Origin of the sequence: Mycobacterium neumannii (genome assembly GCF_048452905.1) — a bacterium.
GTDB classification, from domain to species: domain Bacteria; phylum Actinomycetota; class Actinomycetes; order Mycobacteriales; family Mycobacteriaceae; genus Mycobacterium; species Mycobacterium neumannii_B.
The window spans coordinates 1,620,906-1,638,867 of record NZ_JBCGVF010000003.1 but is presented as its reverse complement, the minus strand read 5'-3'; the positions used below and the strand labels follow the sequence as shown (position 1 = coordinate 1,638,867).

12 protein-coding genes are annotated in these 17,962 nt (G+C 68.1%); 6 read left to right on the top strand and 6 right to left on the bottom strand.

Going from position 1 to position 17,962, the window contains the following annotated elements; translation table 11 throughout:
• Positions 1-72 precede the first annotated feature (72 nt).
• Genes AAHH99_RS14370 through AAHH99_RS14355 form a run of 4 tightly spaced genes read left to right on the top strand, consistent with a single transcriptional unit; the run spans position 73 to position 3,912 of the window.
• The gene (locus AAHH99_RS14370) at positions 73-1,410 is read left to right on the top strand and encodes a UDP-glucose dehydrogenase family protein (RefSeq protein WP_418769201.1); all 1,338 of its coding nucleotides are present in this window, start codon (positions 73-75) and stop codon (positions 1,408-1,410) included.
• A 46-nt stretch (positions 1,411-1,456) separates the two neighbouring features.
• Entirely contained in the window at positions 1,457-2,767 is a 1,311-nt protein-coding gene (locus tag AAHH99_RS14365) for a cytochrome P450 (RefSeq protein ID WP_418769635.1), read from the top strand.
• 33 nt (positions 2,768-2,800) lie between these two features.
• The gene (locus tag AAHH99_RS14360; protein ID WP_418769200.1) at positions 2,801-3,154 is read left to right on the top strand and encodes a VOC family protein; all 354 of its coding nucleotides are present in this window, start codon (positions 2,801-2,803) and stop codon (positions 3,152-3,154) included.
• Positions 3,155-3,168: 14 nt separating this feature from the next.
• On the top strand, positions 3,169-3,912 hold the full coding sequence (locus tag AAHH99_RS14355) for a maleylpyruvate isomerase family mycothiol-dependent enzyme (protein ID WP_418769199.1): 744 nt from the start codon (positions 3,169-3,171) through the stop codon (positions 3,910-3,912).
• On the opposite strand, the gene AAHH99_RS14350 is transcribed toward AAHH99_RS14355, so the two are convergent.
• The 6 genes from AAHH99_RS14350 to AAHH99_RS14325 form a co-directional block, all read right to left on the bottom strand.
• On the bottom strand, positions 3,909-5,150 hold the full coding sequence (locus tag AAHH99_RS14350) for a YibE/F family protein (protein WP_418769198.1): 1,242 nt from the start codon (positions 5,148-5,150) through the stop codon (positions 3,909-3,911). The genes AAHH99_RS14355 and AAHH99_RS14350 overlap by 4 nt on opposite strands.
• Before the next feature lie 21 nt (positions 5,151-5,171).
• Positions 5,172-6,446 (bottom strand): pyridoxal phosphate-dependent aminotransferase, encoded by a 1,275-nt coding sequence (locus AAHH99_RS14345; RefSeq protein ID WP_068202016.1) that lies wholly within the window; start codon positions 6,444-6,446, stop codon positions 5,172-5,174.
• Between the two features lie 46 nt (positions 6,447-6,492).
• The gene (locus AAHH99_RS14340; protein WP_418769197.1) at positions 6,493-9,576 is read right to left on the bottom strand and encodes a 4Fe-4S dicluster domain-containing protein; all 3,084 of its coding nucleotides are present in this window, start codon (positions 9,574-9,576) and stop codon (positions 6,493-6,495) included.
• 136 nt (positions 9,577-9,712) lie between these two features.
• Positions 9,713-11,434 carry an Hsp70 family protein gene (locus AAHH99_RS14335; RefSeq protein ID WP_418769196.1) on the bottom strand — a complete coding sequence of 574 codons (1,722 nt, stop codon included), beginning with the start codon at positions 11,432-11,434 and terminating at the stop codon, positions 9,713-9,715.
• A gap of 106 nt (positions 11,435-11,540) precedes the next feature.
• Positions 11,541-14,081: an isoniazid response ATPase/transcriptional regulator IniR gene (iniR, locus tag AAHH99_RS14330; protein WP_418769195.1), complete on the bottom strand. Its 2,541-nt coding sequence runs from the start codon at positions 14,079-14,081 to the stop codon at positions 11,541-11,543.
• A 4-nt stretch (positions 14,082-14,085) separates the two neighbouring features.
• On the bottom strand, positions 14,086-15,861 hold the full coding sequence (locus tag AAHH99_RS14325; RefSeq protein WP_418769194.1) for an Hsp70 family protein: 1,776 nt from the start codon (positions 15,859-15,861) through the stop codon (positions 14,086-14,088).
• A 232-nt stretch (positions 15,862-16,093) separates the two neighbouring features.
• Between AAHH99_RS14325 and AAHH99_RS14320 the strand changes: the two genes are divergently transcribed.
• Together AAHH99_RS14320 and AAHH99_RS14315 are read left to right on the top strand one after the other, a co-directional pair.
• Positions 16,094-16,609, top strand: coding sequence for an Rv0340 family IniB-related protein (locus tag AAHH99_RS14320; protein WP_418769193.1), 516 nt, complete (start codon positions 16,094-16,096; stop codon positions 16,607-16,609).
• Positions 16,610-16,873: 264 nt separating this feature from the next.
• The gene (locus tag AAHH99_RS14315; protein ID WP_418769192.1) at positions 16,874-17,869 is read left to right on the top strand and encodes an IniB N-terminal domain-containing protein; all 996 of its coding nucleotides are present in this window, start codon (positions 16,874-16,876) and stop codon (positions 17,867-17,869) included.
• The last annotated feature ends 93 nt before the right edge of the window (positions 17,870-17,962 follow it).

Sequence of the window (17,962 nt, the reverse complement as noted above, 5' to 3'; positions counted from 1 at the left end):
TGTAACCTGCTGTTGGCCTGGCGATCAGTGTCGCGTAGCGGTTAGCTCATCAGGGCTGCATATCAAGGCGGTATGCGGTGCACCGTTTTCGGCACGGGATATCTGGGAGCCACCCACGCGGCGGGTATGGCCGAGTTGGGTCACGAGGTGCTCGGCGTAGACGTCGACGCGGGCAAGGTCGCCAAACTCGCAGCAGGTGAAACCCCCTTCTACGAACCTGGGTTGCGGAAAGTGTTGAGCGACAACATCTCCGCCGGGCGCTTGGCGTTCACCACCGACTACGACGCCGCGGCCGGGTTCGCCGACCTGCACTTCCTCGCCGTCGGTACACCGCAGAAGAAGGGGGAGTTCGCCGCCGATCTGCGTCATGTACACGCCGTTGTGGACATGCTGGTCTCGCGGCTGAGTCGCTCGGCCGTCATCGTCGGCAAGTCCACGGTGCCGGTCGGCACCGCCGCCGAACTGAGGGACCGGGCGCGTGCGGTGGCGCCGGCGGGGGTCGACGTCGAGGTGGCGTGGAACCCGGAGTTCTTGCGGGAGGGCTTCGCGGTGCATGACACCCTGCATCCGGACCGGATCGTGCTTGGCATACAACCGGATTCGTGTGCCGCCGAGGCGGCGATCCGGGAACTGTACGCACCGCTGCTGGACCAGCAGGTCCCCTTGCTGGTCACCGATCTGCAGACCGCCGAGCTGGTCAAGGTATCCGCCAACGCCTTTCTCGCCACGAAGATTTCGTTCATCAACGCGATCTCCGAAGTCTGCGAAGCCGTCGACGCCGATGTGACGCTTCTCGCCGACGCGTTGGGGTACGACCCGCGGATCGGACGCCGCTTCCTCAACGCCGGTCTGGGCTTCGGTGGCGGCTGCTTGCCCAAAGACATCCGCGCCTTCATGGCCCGCGCCGGCGAACTCGGCGCCAACCATGCCCTGACGTTCCTGCGCGAGGTGGACGCGATCAACATGCGACGGCGAAGCCGGATGGTGGAACTGGCAACCGTCGCGTGCGGAGGGTCACTGCTGGGCGCCAACATCGCGGTGCTCGGTGCCGCGTTCAAACCGGAATCCGACGACGTGCGCGATTCGCCGGCTCTCAACGTCGCCGGGATGCTGCAACTCAAGGGCGCCACCGTCAACGTCTACGACCCGAAGGCGATGGAGAACTCCCGACGCCAGTTTCCGACGCTGACCTATTCGACGTCGGTCGCCGAAGCGTGTGAGCGGGCCGATGCCGTACTGGTGTTGACCGAATGGCGCGAGTTCGTCGAGTTGGACCCCGCCGAGCTCGCCGGAGCGGTGCGCGCGAAAGTCATTGTCGACGGCCGCAATTGCCTCGACATCGACCGGTGGATGCAGGCCGGCTGGCAGATCCACTGTCTGGGGAAGGGCGTGACGGCTCAGAATCGGTAGGCTCGGCCGCGTGGAACCGATTCGTCCGGCTCGGCACGGTGGGCCGATCCGTCACCGAATTCGCTGGCTTGCCGTGCACGGGTTCGTGCGCGGTGCCTCGAAGCTGCTCGCGCGCCGCGGCGATCCCCAAGGCCGGATGATCGCCGATCCGAGCGTTCGCGCCGACCCGGTTGCGTTCGCCGACGATCTGCGCGCACAGGGGCCGCTGGTGGAGGCCGCCATCGTGCACCTCACCGTCGACCATGGGATCGCCAACGATCTGCTGCGGGACGACGACTTCGAAGTTCTGCCGATCGGCTCCAACCTGCCCAAACCGGTCCAATGGGTCGCGAACCGCACCAAAACCGACCTGCTGCATCCCCTCGAGCCGCCGTCGATGTTGGCGGTGGAACCCCCGGACCACACCCGCTACCGAAAGCTGGTGTCGTCGGTGTTCACCCCCAGAGCCGTTGCCGCGCTGAAGGACCGGGTGCAGGAGACCGCCGATTCTCTACTCGATGAACTCGCGGAAGCCGGAACCGTCGACATCGTCGACCGCTACTGTGCCCAGTTACCGGTCTCGGTCATCGGTGACATCCTCGGCGTTCCCGACGCCGACCGGTCACGAGTCCTGGAGTTCGGCGAGCGCGGTGCGGCCAGCCTCGACATCGGCCTGACCTGGCCGCAGTACCGCACCGTCTACCGCAGCGTGGTCGGCTTCAACGATTGGCTGTCCGGGCACCTCGAAGGGCTGCGACGCAATCCCGGCGACGACCTGATGAGCCAGCTGATCGCGGCCTCCGACGAGGGCGCCCGGCTCAACCAGCAGGAACTGATGGCTACCGCGGGCCTCGTGCTGGCCGCGGGATTCGAGACGACGGTCAACCTGCTGAGCAACGGAATTCGCATGCTGCTCGATCACCCGCAGCACCTCGAAACCCTGGCGCAGCGACCCGAACTCTGGCCGACCGCCGTCGAGGAGATCCTGCGACTGGACCCGCCCGTGCAACTCACCGCGCGCAGGGCGACGAAGCACACCGAGATCGCGGGGCACCGGATCCCTCGGGGCAGGGCCGTGCTCATTTACATCGCAGGCGCCAACCGCGACCCCAAGGTGTTCGACGATCCGGATCGCTTCGACCTCGAGCGTGAGAACGCCGGACGACATCTGTCATTCTCCGGCGGCAGGCATTTCTGTCTGGGATCGGCCCTGGCCCGCGCAGAGGGCGAGGTCGGACTGCGGGCGTTCTTCGAACGTTTTCCCGATGCGCGACTGGCTGGTGAGGGCAGCAGGCGCGAGACACGGGTGCTGAGGGGGTGGGCATCGCTGCCGATCGCGCTGGGCACCGCTCGCTCGTCGATTAGTTCACCGGTCTGACCGGGTCTACCCCTTCGAGGAACGGAGGGATTCATGTCGGTTGACCATGTGCTCGCGGTGGTGCCCGCGACTGAGGTCGAGGTCAGTGGCCGGTTCTACGCCGAGCTGTTCGGCCGCCCACCCGACAACAACCCGATGCCCACACTGGTGGAGTGGCAGGTGCGCCCCGGCGCCTGGGTGCAGGTGTTCAGCGATCCGCAGCGCGCCGGAAGCGGTCTGCTCAACTTCGCCGTCGACGACCTGGAGCGTCACCTCGCCGGACTGCGTGAGCGCGGCCTTGAACCCGGTGAAATCGTCGCAGCCAGTAAGGGTGTGCGGTTGTCGAAGATCGAGGATCCCGACGGCAACCAGATCGGCATTATCGGGGGTTTCCGCGTCGAGTATTGAGTACGTTCGGGGGCGTGGATTTCCGAGCCGCGCTGCTCGACCAGACCCGCGAATTCGGGGAACTGATCCGCAGTGCAGACCCCTCTACGCCGGTGCCGACCTGTCCCGACTGGACACTCAAACAACTGTTCCGCCACGTCGGTCGCGGAAACCGGTGGGCCGCACAGATCATCGCCGAACGCCGGATGTCGGCGCTGGATCCGCGCGAGGTCCGCGACGGCAAACCACCCGACGACGCCGACGCGGCGATTGACTGGTTCAACCAGGGCGCCCAACTGGTGGTCGATGCGGTCGAACGGGCAGGCGCGGCGACCAGAGTCTGGACCTTCCGCGGCCCCCGCCCCGCGGGGTGGTGGATCCGTCGACGGTTACACGAGGTCGCCGTGCACCACGCGGATGCGGCGCTGACCGTCGGGGCCGACTACGACCCGCCGCCCGAGCTGGCCGCCGACGCGATCAGCGAATGGGTCGAGCTGATGGTCGGCACCGGCACGCAACCCGCGCTGGACCACGGCAGAAGCATCCACATGCACGCCACCGACGACGGGCTGGGGCCGACCGGGGAGTGGACCATCGTCCACGACGAGGACGGCGTCTGGTGGTCGCACAACCACAGCAAGGCCGACACCGCGTTGCGCGGCAGCGCCACCGACCTGCTCCTGGCGATCACGCGCCGGCGCACGGCCGCCGACGCCGGCATCGAGGTGTTCGGCGAGACCGCGGTGTGGGACGCGTGGTTGGAGCGCACCGGCTTCTAACCGCGTCGGGCGCGCGCGGGGGTCGCCAGCACCGTGGCGATGCCCGTCGTCAGCGGCACCGACAACGCCAGCGCGATGCCCCCGACCGCCGAGCGGGCGATCTCGATGGCCACACTCTCGCTGGTGAGCACGTCACCTAAGGCCCGGTTGGCCACGCTGAACAACAGCAGCAGAGGCAACGCGCTGCCCGCATACGCCAGCACGAGCGTGTAGACGGTGCTCGCGATGTGGTCACGTCCCACGCGCATCGCGCCCGAATAGATCGTCCGCCGCGAGCTGCCCTCGAGCTCCGCCAGCTCGAACACCGTCGAGGCCTGGGTGACCGTGACGTCGTTGAGCACACCGAGCGATCCGATGATGAACCCGGCCAGCAGTAGGCCGGTGATCGATACGTTGCCAAGGTAGGCGGCGACCTCGTTGTTCCGGTCCTCCGAGAGACCGGTCAGGTGAGCCAATTCGATTGCGCCCCAGGAAAGGAAAGCGGCGAGCAGCAGCGACGTAAGTGTTCCGAGCAGGGCCGCGCTGGTCCGCAGGCTCACGCCGTGGGCCAGGTAGATGACGGCGTAGAGGATCAGCGCCGAAGCCACCAGCGCGACGGGCACGGCCGCGGCCCCGTCGCGCAGCGCAGGCAGCATGAACACCACCAACACGAGGAACGCGACCACGATGCCGATGAGGGCGCGAAATCCACGCCACCGGGCGACCGCGACCACCACCACGGCGAACGCCACAGCCAGCGCGACGAGCGGCCATGTCCGTTCGTAGTCGTAGAACGAGTAGGTGGTGGTGCCGGTCGCATCGACCTGACGGGTGATCCTGACTTCGTCGCCGGCCGCGAGATTGGGTTGTCCGGGGCCACCGCTGAATTCGAGCACGGTCGCCGCGCCCTTGTTGGGCCCGGACTGGATCTCTATCAGCGCCTGCACGCACTCGGCTCCGCCGCCCGTCGCCGGAATTGGATCGGCGGTGAGCACCTGACCGACCGACGGGCTGCCGCACGTCGCGGTACTGCTCGAGCGGACCAACCCAGATTCGGTGGTGACGGCACCGCCCTCGGCGTTCTGAAACGGCAGCGGGATGTCGGTCTTCTGCTGGCTGGGCCACAGCCATGCCGTTCCCGCTAGGACGGCCACTCCGATGGCGATCAGCAGACCGACGACGACCTTCGCGGCGATCGGCCCCAGCGGCGCCGGGCCGGTGGGGGAGTGGGAGTGGGAGTGTCCGTGTGAGTGCGCCACGGACAACAGCCTAGAAGAGCGCTACTGCCGGTAACTGACCAGGAAGTTGCCCAGCCGTTCGATGGCATTGGACAGCTCGCGGGCCCACGGCAGCGTCACGATGCGCAGGTGATCCGGTGTCGGCCAATTGAACCCGGTGCCCTGCGTCACCAGGATCTTCTCCTGCAGCAGTAGATCCAGGACCAGCTGCTCGTCGTCGACGATGTCGTAGACCTCGGGGTCCAGGCGGGGGAACGCATACAGCGCCCCTTGCGGTTTCACGCAGGACACCCCGGGGATCTCGTTGAGCATCTGCCAGGCCACGTCGCGCTGCTCCAGCAGGCGACCCCCGGGCAGTACCAGCTCCTCGATACTTTGATGGCCACCGAGTGCGACCTGGATCGCATGCTGTGCAGGAACGTTCGGGCACAGTCGCATGTTCGCGAGCAGGCTGATGCCCTCGATGAAGCTGGTGGCGTTTTCCTTCGGCCCGGTGATCACCAGCCAACCCGCCCGATAGCCCGCGACCCGGTACGCCTTCGACAAGCCGTTGAAGGTCAGAGTCAGCACATCGGGCGCCACCGATGCAGTCGCGATGTGCTCGCTGTCGTCGTAGAGAATCTTGTCGTAGATCTCGTCGGACAACAGCAACAGCTCGTGCTTGCGCGCCAGATCTGCGATCTGGGTAAGGATTTCGCGCGTATACACCGCCCCGGTCGGGTTGTTCGGATTGATCACGACGATCGCCTTCGTGCGCTCGGTGATCTTGGATTCCAGGTCGGCGATGTCGGGCATCCAGCCCTGTGTCTCGTCGCACAGGTAGTGCACCGGGGTGCCACCCGCCAGTGAGGTGCACGCGGTCCACAGCGGATAGTCGGGCGCCGGAATCAGCACCTGATCCCCGTTGTCGAGCAACGCCTGCAACGTCATCTGGATCAACTCGGACGCGCCGTTGCCGAGGTACACATCGTCGACGTCGAATCGCGGGAACCCGTCGACGAGTTCGTAGCGGGTGAACACCGCGCGCCGCGCGGGCATGATGCCCTTGGAATCGGAGTAGCCCTGGGCATACGGCAGGGCGGAGATGATGTCGCGCATGATCACGTCCGGTGCTTCGAACCCGAACGGCGCGGGGTTGCCGATGTTCAGCTTGAGGATGCGATGCCCCTCGGCCTCCAGGCGTGACGCGTGCTCGTGCACCGGACCGCGGATCTCGTACAGGACGTCCTGCAGCTTCGACGACTGCGTGAACGTGCGCTGCCTCGGTCCGTGTCCTGCGGCGTGGATCGGCACGTGGTGGGTGGTCACGTCGTTCATGGTCTCACTTTTGTCCAGCGATTAACCAAAATCGCCGGTCAACGGCTCAACGTTTGCCTGGGGGACGAGCGCCTCTGGCGATACCGAGGCCCTTTACCGGAGGTGGTTCGGGCTTGTCTTCGTTATCCCCGCCGGAAGGCTCAGGGACAGCACCGGATTCGCCATCGGAGTCGGCGCTGTCCCTGGGCTCCGGTTGTGCGGCAGCGGGTTTCGGCTCGGCCGGCGGCTGTGCCGGCGCGGCCGACTTCTTGGGCCCGGGCCGGCGTGCGCCAGGGGCGATGCCGAGGCCCTTGACCTCAGGCTCGGGCTTGGAGTCCAGACCCCGATCCGAGTCGGCGGTGTCGGTCTTGGCTCCCGGCTCCGCCTTGTCCGGATCGACGTTCGGCGGTTGGGTGACGGTCGCCTCCCCCTCGTTGGGGGACGCGGCCTGGGTCTTCTTTTTCGCCCCGGGCCGCTTGGCGCCTGCCGCAATGCCGAGACCCTTGACCTCGGGCTCCGGATTGGCCGCCGCTGTTGATTCGGACTGGGCTTCCGGCTCCGCGGGCGCTGCCTGCGCGGTGGGTGCGGCCTTCTTGGCGCCGGGCCGCTTGGCGCCCGCGGCGATGCCGAGGCCCTTCGCGGGTGCCGCTGCGGCAGCGGGCTTTTCATCGGCCGCAGGCTTGTCACCCGCGGGAGCGGCGGTCTTCTTGGCGCCTGGGCGCTTGGCGCCGCCGGCGATTCCGAGGCCCTTGACGGGTTTGGTTTCGGTGGCCGTGGCGGCCTCCACCTTGGCCTCCGGTTCGGCCTGCGCCTCTTCCTCCGCCTCGGCGGGCGCTTCCTCCACCGGCGCTTCGGCGGCCAGCCTGGCTGCGCGCTCCTCGGCCTCCTTAGCCGCGGTGCCCTTCTCCGGCAGCGTGATGGTGCTCTTGTCCAGCGAACCAAGCAGCAGCTGGGCCACGTCGAGCACCTCGGCCTTCTCCACCTCGCGGGCGGCCGAGACCTCGTCGACACCATCGGTGATCATCACGCGGCAGAACGGGCAGCCGGTCGCAATGGTCGAGGCGGTGTCCATGGCCTCCTCGGTGCGCTCGGTGTTGACGCGCTTGCCGATGTGTTCTTCCATCCACATCCGCGCGCCGCCGGCGCCGCAGCACAGGCCGCGGTCGGCATGCCGAGGCATTTCGGTCAGCTTCGCGCCGGACGCCCCGATCAGCTCACGCGGCGCGGAGTACTCCTTGTTGTGCCGGCCCAGGTAACACGGATCGTGGTAGGTGATGTCCGTTCCGCCATCTGCGGGCGTCACCGGGATCAGCTTCTTGTCGCGCACCAGCCGGTTCAGCAGCTGCGTGTGGTGTAGCACCGTGAAGTTGCCGCCGACCTGTGGATATTCGCGGCCCAGCGTGTTGAAGCAGTGCGGGCAGGTGACGACGATCTTGCGATCCACCCGCTCCACGCCCTCGAACAGCTCGTTGAGCGTCTCCACGTTCTGCGCGGCCAGCTGCTGGAACAGGAACTCGTTGCCCGAGCGGCGGGCCGAGTCGCCGTTGCAGGTCTCGCCCTCGCCGAGCACCAGGTACTTCACGCCGGCGGCGGCCAGCAGTTCGGCCACGGCCTTGGTGGTCTTCTTCGCGCGGTCCTCGTAGGCGCCTGCGCAGCCCACCCAGAACAGGTACTCGTAGCCGTCGAACGACTCCACGTCCTTGCCGTACACCGGCACGTCGAAGTCGACCTCGTCGATCCAGTTCGTGCGGTCCTTGGCGTTCTGACCCCACGGGTTGCCCTTGGTCTCCAGGTTCTTGAACAGCACGCCGAGCTCACCCGGGAACTCGGACTCCATCATCACCTGGTAGCGGCGCATGTCGACGATGTGGTCGATGTGCTCGATGTCGACCGGGCACTGCTCGACGCAGGCGCCGCAGGTCGTGCAGGACCACAGCACGTCGGGGTCGATCACGCCGCCCTGTTCCTCGGTGCCCACCAGCGGCCTGGTGGCCTGCTCGGGGCCCGACCCCAGGATCCGCTCGAAGCCGGACTCGGGAACGTGCTCGTGCGAATGCTCCTCGGATTTCTTCTCCCCGCGCAGTTCCTCGCCGAGGCCGCCCTCGGGGGTGTTCTCCAGCGGCGTTTCCTTGTCACCGAGGACGTAGGGCGCCTTGGCGAACAGGTGGTCGCGCAGGTTCATGATCACGAGCTTGGGCGACAGCGGCTTACCCGTGTTCCACGCCGGGCACTGCGACTGGCACCGACCGCACTCGGTGCATGTGGTCATGTCGAGGTAGGCCTTCCACGTGAAGTCCTCGATCTTGCCGCGGCCCAGCACCGCGTCCTCCGGCGGATCCTCGAAGTCGATCTCCTTGCCCTCGTACTCGACGGGCAGCAGCGGGCCGAGGCCGTCGGGCAGCCGCTTGAACGTGACGTTGATCGGCGCCAGCCCGATGTGCAGGTGCTTGGAGTGCAGCACGATCAGCAGGAACACCAGCATCACCGCGATGTGCGCCAACAGCGCGATGGTCTCGATCCACGAGTTGGCGGTGTAGCCCAGCGGGCTCATCAGCCACCCCATGAACTGGGAGAAGAACGCGCCGTTGCCGTAGGGAAGGGCGTCCGTGTTGACCGCGGCGCCGCGCACCAGCGCGTAGGTCCAGATGACGTTGAAGATCATGAACAGGATCAGCCAGGCGCCGCCGGTGTGCGATCCGTAGAACCGCGAGTCACGGCCGTGCTGTTTGGGCTCCTGCCTCACCCGGATGATCGCGAACGTGATGATGCCGAGCAGCACCGCGACGGCGAAGAAGTCCTGCAGGAAGCCCAGAACGTCCCACCGGCCGATGATCGGGATGTGGAAATCGTGGTCGAAGAGCAGGCCGTAGGCCTCGAGGTAGACCGACGCGAGGATGAAGAAGCCCCACATCGTGAAGAAGTGGGCGAGGCCGGGCAGGGACCACTTGAGCAGTCGGGTTTGCCCGAAGACCTCTTCGATCTGGGTGGTGATGCGCTTGCCGAGGTTGTCCTTGCGGTTGTTCTCCGGGCTGGTGGGCGCCCCGGAGCGGATCAACGATGTCAGCCACAGCACGCGTTTGGCGGCGAAGACCAGAACAAGGGCAGTCAGCCCTAGCCCGACGACGAGCCTGATCAGCATCTGCGTATCCACCGCGCGCCTCCCATTCTCAAGTTACCCAAGGGTAACTTATCGTAAGTTACCGGCGGGTAACTTAACTCAGGCCTGCTCAAGCCCGGGAGTCATAGTTGCATCTCCAAGGGAAACACCGCTACGAAGGTTGTCCTAACTACGCACCGTCGGTCGGGCTGGACTCGCCGGGCACGGTGTCGGTACCCGTTTGCTCGTCGCTCGAACCCGGGTCGACGGGATCACCATCAGGGGATGGGGCGCCATCTGTGGAGCCTGCGCCGGGCCCCGGATCGATCGGTGGAGGGTCGACCACCGGAGGGGTCTGCGGATCGGCCGGCGGCTCAGGGTTGGCCGGCGGTTCAGGGTTGGACGGCGGGGTCTCGTGTACCGGTGACGGATGAGCGCTCGTCGGTGGCGTGGGTGTCCAGGGCGGTGCTGCGGGCGCCGTCTGGGCGGCCGGCGCTGGGCGCGGGCTGCGGTGCTGGGGTGTGGACGATCGCTGCGCGGGTTGCACGACGACCGTGGTGAGTTGAGGGGCCTGCGGCGCCGGGGGTACTGGAGTGGGAGCCGGCGCCGCAGGCGGGAAGGGCGGCGTGGCCGCGGGACTGAGGACGGTCGCCGCCTCGACCGGGGTGGCGGTGTCACCGCGCAACTGCGTGAAGCCGAACAGGGCCGTCGTGACCACCGCGGCGGCCGCGGCGAGGCTGAACAGGACGAGCGGGGAACGACGCGGTGTCGCCTCCTCCTGCCACTGCTCATGCTCGAAGTGAAGTTCGGGGCGCGAATCGGTGAAGGGCAGGGGCGCATCCTGCTGGTCGTCCTCGGACCAGGCCAGCGCGCCGAAAGTGTTCGACGACAGTCCGGCGTCGACCCGGACGGTGGCTTCCTCGACCCCGGCGGGCGCGAGAGTGGTCTGCGGGTCGACGACGCGCCGGCGCTGGGCGATCAGAGCGGTTCCGACGGCGGCGGCCAGCTGCGGCTGCGCGGTGGTCACCACCGGTACCCGCAGGTGTTCGGACAGCTTCTGCGTGAGCAGGGGGATGCGTGCGCCGCCGCCGACGGTCGCCACCGCCGAGACCGCGGCGGCCGGAACCCCGTAGCGTTCGAGCGTTTCGTCCACTGCGGCAAGGAAATCCGTAACCGGGCGCCGGATGAGCCCCTCGAGCTCGGCGCGGGTGACCCTGAGGTCTGCGTGGTGCCCGGGCAGAGCGACGGAAACGGCCGTCGCGGTGTGGGCCGACAACCGCTCCTTGGCAGCGCGACACTCGTCGCGTAGCCGCGCCAGCGAACCGACGACAGCCGTTCCGGACGGGTCGGCGTCAGCGGGCAGCGACGTCATCACTTGTGTCATCACCGCCTGATCCACCAGATCGCCGGAAAGATCGGCGAATCGGACGGTCTCGCCGACCACCGCGTGGCCCGAGGACGCGTTGACGAGCGTGATGTTGGTGCCGCTGCCACCGAAGTCGCAGAGCACGACGACGCCGCGAGTGGGGAGCCCGGGGTCGGCGTTCAGCGCGGCCAAAGCGGCGGTCGCGTCCGACACCACCGGCACGTCGCCACCCAGGGCGTGGCGCAAGGAGTCGGCGACCGACGGACGCCAGTGCGCGGGTACGGCGACCGTGATGTCCTCGGCCGACTGCGTGAGCGTGCGCAGCGCCTCGGCGAGCAGTTGCTCGGGGCGATGGGCGGAGCCGTCGGAGGCGATGAGCGGAACCGGGTCACCGATGCGGTCGACGAACCCGGTGAGGCGCTGCCCGTGCAGCGTGAGCTCGGAGGGCCGGATCACCGCGGCGTGTCCGTCACGGGTCGCGGCGAGGTAGGTCGCGCCGACCGAAACACCCAGCGGCCGGTCCGGGGTTGCCTGGTGATTGAACATGGCATGACGCTATGGCTGTCCTCAGGCGTGCGAATCCGGTGCCGGACCCGTCGTCGTACACGGTGGTTAGGGGATTGCCGTTAGGGGATGACGGTGCGTTGGGGGATCACGACTGCGGAGACAACATGGCCCGCAGCATCGACAACATCTCGGAGCGGGATTCGGCGCCGAGACGGCGGCGGATCCGGGCGACGTGGTGTTCGACGGTCTTCGCCGAGATGAACAGCTGTGCTCCGATGTCGCGGTAGGGCATGCCGAGAAGCAAAAGTTCGGCGACCTCGCGCTCGCGGTCGGACAGCCGAGACGAAGCGGGACGCGCTGAGCCGGTCCGGGCCGTCTCCGGCGCCGCGAGCTGATCGGATCCGGGTGCGTCGTCGGGTGCGACGGTCTGCTTCAGGTCGCGCGCGAGCTGCAGCATCGCGCCCGACACCCGGCCATCGGGGGTTTGCAGCGCGGCCTGACCGGCCAGCCGGGTCGCGTCCCAGGTGAGGCCCACCTGCGCGAGCAGCCGCGCTGCTGTCGTGACCTCGTCGGTGTCGACGTGATTGGCCAGTACCCGCAACCAGGTGCGGCCCGCAGTGGCCAGCGTCTTGGCGAAGGTGCTGTGCGTGGCCGCGGCAGTCAGCGCCTGGCCGTGCGGGGCGACGGCGTCCGGGGCGTTGGCGAGGATGCCCGCGTGCACACCGGCCCAGTGCAGAGGAGTCGACCACAACACGGGCTCACCGAGCGAGCCGAGCAGCGCGAAGGCCTCGTCGAGGGTGTGCTGCAGCCGGTCGATCTGACGCATCCGGGAAGCGGCCACCCACAATTCACCGAGCGGCAGTAGGGAGAAGAGGTCCATCGAGTACTCGGCGAGCACCTCGACCGCCGCGTACCAGTGCTTCTGCATGGCGCCGGTGTCGCCGCTGCGGCGCGCGATCGCCGTCTGCAGCGCGGCCGCCCACAACGCGTCGCGGCGGTGGAGCGGGGAGGTGTCGGCGTCCGCGCACGCGATCGCCACGTCAGATGTCGCCGCGGGCAATTGTCCGTCCTGCATCCGCACCCAGCCCAGCAGCAGTCGGTGTCTGCGTGCGACGAAAAGCGCCGCCTCCGTACCGTCTTCGAGACTGGCGCGCACCGCACGGGCGATCACGCTGCGGGCCCGGACCGGATCGCCTCCGTGCACGGCGGCCAGCGTTACCAGCGCCGCGGGGGTGTCGGGGGCCACGCCGTCCGCGGGCTGGTCCGCGGTGATCGCCTGCCCCAGCCGGGAGACGGCTGCGGGGTATGGGGCGTCCAACGACATCAACAGGCCCTCGGCGAGGCTGTGCGCGGCGCGGGCGGTGGAGGTGGGCGGGCCGGCACTCTCGGCGGACAACGCCGTCCGAGCGGCCGACAGGTCGCCTGCGGCGAGTGACACCACGGCGCCCGCCGCGCTGACGAACGCGTCCGGATATGGGCCCAGCCAACGGAACAGGTCAGCGGCCTGTGCTGCGCTGCCGTCGTGCAGGGCGACGCTGGCGGCGATCCTTACCGCGGCAGCCCTCTCGGCCGCATCGTCGGAGCTGAGCAGTTGATCGGTGAGCCGACCCGCGGTGACGCAGTCGCCGGTCAGCGCCAGCGCGTCGGCCAGCCGCGGACTCAGCGTGGTCGCCCCCGCATCGACGGCGGCGCGGTAAAGCCTTGCCGCCCTTGCCGGTTGGCTGCGACTACGGGCGGCCATGTCGGCCAGAGCGGTCGCCAGCCGATCGTCGCGCAGACCGTGTTCGGCCATCTGGAGCGCCAATTCAGGTGAGAGCGTGGATGATTCGAGTTGCGACACCAGAAGCGAGATCTCCGTGTCGTGATGACGCGCGGCGCCGAGGATCTGAGCGACACATCGGTGCAGTGAGCGCAGAAAGGCCCGGCTGTAGGACGGCTCGACGAGACCGGTGGCGCGGGCGCGATCGACCACCGCGTAAGCCCGCTCGGCGTCCAGGCGCAAAGCCGCAGCGACGTCGTCGGGGCCGAGGTCTCTGCTCAGCGAGGTGACCAGAAGGGTGTCGAGCGTCGCGTCGTCGAGGCGGCGCAGCCGTTCGGTCAACGCGTACGTCACCGCCTGCAGGACCGCGGTGGCCGGTGCCGCGTCCTGCAGTTCGGTGACGGCCGCGATCGCCGGCTGCAGCAGGAACGGCAGGCCCGCCGTCGCCACGACCAGGGATCGCACCATGTCGGACGGCGGTGCGCCGCCGAGCTTTCCGGTGACGAGGCTTGCCACGTCCGCCGGGGTCAGTGGTCCCAGGCTGACGATCGGGTTCTCGCGTTCGATCGCCGTGAACAGCGCACGCATCGCCGGGCGGTGCGCGATCGGCTCGCTGCTGGCCACGAGGGTCGAGGGCAGATCCGACACTCGTCGCGCGAGCTGGTCGAGTTCGCGGTCGTCCAGCAGGTGGGCATCGTCAATGACGATCGCGGCCGCTGGATCGTCGTCAGCGCGCGGTATGCGGGTGAGCACCGGTACGCCCGCGGCCCGAAGCACGGTTCGGACGGCGGCCAGCACCGAGCTCTTACCGGTGCCGATGCCGCCCGACACGAGCAGTTTGACCGGCTCGGTCGGCGCGGCCGCCAGCCCTGCGACCGCCTCGCGTGCGGGCGGCGGGATCTCGGTCCGCGGGTCCGACGCGGTCATCGGTCTATGGCGCGTCCGGAACGGGGATGTCCGGCTCCGGTTCGACCGATGTGGTGGGCGGGTCGGTGGTCGTCGGCGGCTGGGTGGTCGTCGGCTGCGTGGTCGTGGGACGCGTGGTCGTGGTGGTGGGTTGGGTAGTCGTCGTCGTAGTGGTCGTCGTCGTCGTGGTTGTGGTGGTGGGTGACGTCGTGGTCGTCGTCGTCTCCGGTGGCGGGGGTGGCGGGACCACGCTGGTGGTCGGGCGCCCATCCGTTCCGGTGACGGTAACCGTCTGTGGTGCAACCGAAGTCGTCGTCTCGGGCGACGGTCCCGACTCGAAGGTTGTCGCGGTCTCGGTGACCGGCGTGCTGTCACCGGTGGTACTCGTCAGCGTGACGGCGAGTCCACCGGCGGCCAACAGTGCGGCCGCGGCCGCCGCGCCGAACAGCACCACCGGCCTGCGGTACCACGGCAGCGGTTCGGGTTCCGGTTCGTACTGCTCTTCCTCGTGGGCGAATTCCATCGCGGGCCGAGCGCCGGTTCCGCCCGCTTCGAACGTGTAATCCTCACCGGCGTAGGGGATCGGCTCGTCGACGGGCGAGTCGTCCTGCGACCACGCCAGGGCGCGGAACGTCGCCGAGCCTGCGCCGTCGGAGGCCGACTCGGCAGCTGCGACGCCTGCGGCTCCGGCGGCCCACGCGGCGGCGGACATGCTCGTCGGCGCCATCCCGGTCGGGGCATCGGGGGCGACGGCGGCCATCCCGGTGGCGGCCTCGGCGGCGTCGGCGATCAGCGCGGCGCCCGCGGCGACGTTGAGTTGGGACTGCGGAGTGGTGATGACCGGCGCACGCAGCCGGGTCGACAGCTGCTGGGTGATCAGCGGGATGTTCGCCCCGCCGCCGACGGTCGCGACGGCCGAAACATTTGCCGGAGCAATATTGTTGCGCTGCAACGCTTCCTGGACGGCGTTGAGCACCCCGTCGACCGGCTCGCTGATCAGCTGCTCGAGCTCGGTGCGGGTGACGCGCACGTCGGAGTTGAAGCCCGGCAGGTCGGCGTGCACGACCGCGGCGGTGTCGGCCGACAGTTGTTCCTTGGCCACGCGGGCCTCGTTGCGCAGCCGGGCCAGAGAACTGACGGCGGCGGTGCCCGCAGGATCGGCGTCGTTGGCCGCCGCGATGCCCGCTACGACGTGGTTGAGCAGAAGCTGGTCGATCTGGTCGCCGGAGAAGTCCGCGTAGCGGACGGTCTCGCCGATCGGGCCGTAGCCGGCTGACGCGTCGGCCAGGCTGATGCTGGTTCCACTGCCGCCGAAATCGCACAGCACCACGACACCGCTCGACGGCAACCCCGGCGCGGCCTGCAGTGCGGCGAGCGCGGCCGCCGAATCGGGCACCAGCGCAGGCGGCACCCCGTCGGGGGCCAGGCCCGGCGCCGCCCGCAGGGCGCCTCGCAGCGCGCCCGTGGTCGCCGCCCCCCAGTGCGCGGGCACCGCGATCACGACAGGGGTCCCAGCGCCGACCGTGCGCGCCATGGCGTCGAGCGCTTCGACCAGCACCCGCTCTCCGCGATGAGGTGAGCCATCGGCGGCGACCAACGGCACCGGGTCGCCGACGCGTTCGACGAAACCGCTCAGCACCATGCCGGGTTGGTTGAGGTTGGGGTTTTCGGCGGGTACACCGACCTCCGGCGCGCGATCGTCGAATACGGTGAGTATCGATCGGCGCATGACCGGGGGACGGCCGATTCGGGCCGCCACCAAATTGGTCGAACCGATCGACAACCCGAGTGAGTCGCTCATCTCCACCTCTACATTCGGCCGTTCATCACGATAGCGGCTCAACGTCTTCGGACACGGGAGCTGCCCCTAGTGGGAGGAAATCCCCTAACACCGCATCCCCTAACGACCGGGCCGAGCAGGTGGGTTTTGCACCGATCACCGCGGCGGTAACCGTCGATAGCATCGTGGCAGGCCACTCGGCTAGGCCTTGTCTCTAGCCACCAATATCTGTTCGAGGGAGGGAGGGTGTTTCATGGCCAACGAGTTACTCGACTTCGTCATGTCGGTGGTGCGTGATCCCGACGCAGCCGCGCGTTTCGCCGCCGATCCGAATCAAGCCATTCTCGACGCCAATCTGACGAACGTGACCAGTGCCGATGTCCACGCCCTGATCCCGGTGGTGTCGGAGTCGATGTCGGCGCTTCCGACGACCGTTCCGACCGCGCTGGACGGCGGTATCGCCGAAGCGGCAGGCAACGTCTGGAGCAGCGGAGCGGCCACCGCCGCCTTCGACGCGTTCGGCGATCACGTGCCCGCCGATGTGGTGGACGACGTGTCCGCCGCGATGATCTCCGATCCGGGGGTGCCTGAACTCGCCGAGCCGGATGTCCCGAGCGTCGCCGACACCGACGACACCGCGTTGCAGTTGGAGCAGCCGGTGATCGAGGACATCGTCGACGACGTTGTAACCAGCGACGACTTCAGCGACGCGCTCGCCGATGTGCAGCAGCTCGACATCGACGCGGGCGGATTCGACATCTTCGACTGACAAACCTGAATCCACGGAATGCGCGGCCCCTCGAGGGGCCGCGCATTTTTTGTCGTTTCGGCTCGAGAATGCAGACCTTTCGGCCGACCCCCCGAGCCATCCCCTAATCCCCTAACCGAAGCCCTAGTCCGATCCCGGGACGGTGCTGTGCAGGGAGGGGCCGCGACCCCGTTTCAGGGGCGTCGCGACAGCCATAACGTGGTTCTCAGCTCGCCGGACAGCCCGGCGACCAGACCAAGACCAACATTTTCGAAAGGATCCGACATGAACCTCATCGACTGGTTTCTGAACCTGTTCCGCGACCCTGTCTCCGCCGCCGCGTTCGTGGCGGACCCCGACCGCGAACTACACCAGGCCGGCTTCGGCAATGTCTCGGCCGCCCAGGTGCAGGCCGTGGCGGCCACCGTGGCGCCTGCGGCGGTGGTGCATGGGGGTGGTGATCCGGTGGTGGGGCTGCAGCAGGCGGTGGCCCAGACGCACGGGATCGCGTTCGCCCCGCAGCGGCAGACCGAGGTGTTGTCCAACAACGACACCCTCAGCCACAACGACACCCGGTTCTTGAGCCCGGAGACCAACACGCTCAACCACGCCGGTGAGGACCAGCAGCAGGGTATCGGTAACTTCGGGCTGGAGTTCGGTGACATCACCTTCGGTGACAAGACCACCAACACCGCCACCGACGGCGGGGTGGTCAACACCGGCACCGCAGGCGATATCGATGCCACCAACGTCGAGGGTGACGGCAACGTCGTCGGCGATGACAACGAAAACGTCAACACCGGTGACATCGAGGACTCCAACGTCAACATCGGCGAGGACAACGAGATCGACGACAGCGGAGACCAGACCGCCGGCGGCGACATCATCTCCGACAACGAGGGCCCGGTGATCAACGACGTCGACATGAGCGGTGGCAGCGGTGGCAGTGCCTCGGGCGGTGACGGCGGCGGCGGCCTGATCGGGGTCGGCAACGACGGCGGCAACGCCACCGGTGGGGCCGGCGGTTCCGGTGGCGGGATAGTGATCAACGACAACGACACGACCACCACCAATGTCGATGGCAACCAGACCAATGTGGGCGATATCGACGGCAGTGTGACCGGCGGCATCTCGGGCGGGTCGAGCATCGAGGACAACTCGGTGGACAACTCGGTCGACAACTCGGTCGACAACTCCGGACAGGACAATTCGACTGACAACTCCGGTCAGGTCAACACCGATGTCGATGTGAGCACCACCGTCGACACCGGCCTGTTCTGAGCCCAACCACACAACGCCACTGGCGGGGATCAATCACGATCCCCGCCAGTCGGCACGTCTACCGTTGACTCACCGGCCCACCCGGACGCGAGG

Excerpts from the sequence above, each read along its gene's own strand:
- AAHH99_RS14325 (WP_418769194.1), bottom strand. The coding sequence starts at position 15,861 with ATGAGCGACTCACTCGGGTTGTCGATCGGTTCGACCAATTTGGTGGCG.
- AAHH99_RS14335 (WP_418769196.1), bottom strand. The coding sequence starts at position 11,434 with ATGTTCAATCACCAGGCAACCCCGGACCGGCCGCTGGGTGTTTCGGTC.
- AAHH99_RS14345 (WP_068202016.1), bottom strand. The coding sequence starts at position 6,446 with ATGAACGACGTGACCACCCACCACGTGCCGATCCACGCCGCAGGACAC.
- iniR (WP_418769195.1), bottom strand. The coding sequence starts at position 14,081 with ATGACCGCGTCGGACCCGCGGACCGAGATCCCGCCGCCCGCACGCGAG.
- AAHH99_RS14315 (WP_418769192.1), top strand. The coding sequence starts at position 16,874 with ATGAACCTCATCGACTGGTTTCTGAACCTGTTCCGCGACCCTGTCTCC.
- AAHH99_RS14360 (WP_418769200.1), top strand. The coding sequence starts at position 2,801 with ATGTCGGTTGACCATGTGCTCGCGGTGGTGCCCGCGACTGAGGTCGAG.
- AAHH99_RS14320 (WP_418769193.1), top strand. The coding sequence starts at position 16,094 with ATGGCCAACGAGTTACTCGACTTCGTCATGTCGGTGGTGCGTGATCCC.
- AAHH99_RS14370 (WP_418769201.1), top strand. The coding sequence starts at position 73 with ATGCGGTGCACCGTTTTCGGCACGGGATATCTGGGAGCCACCCACGCG.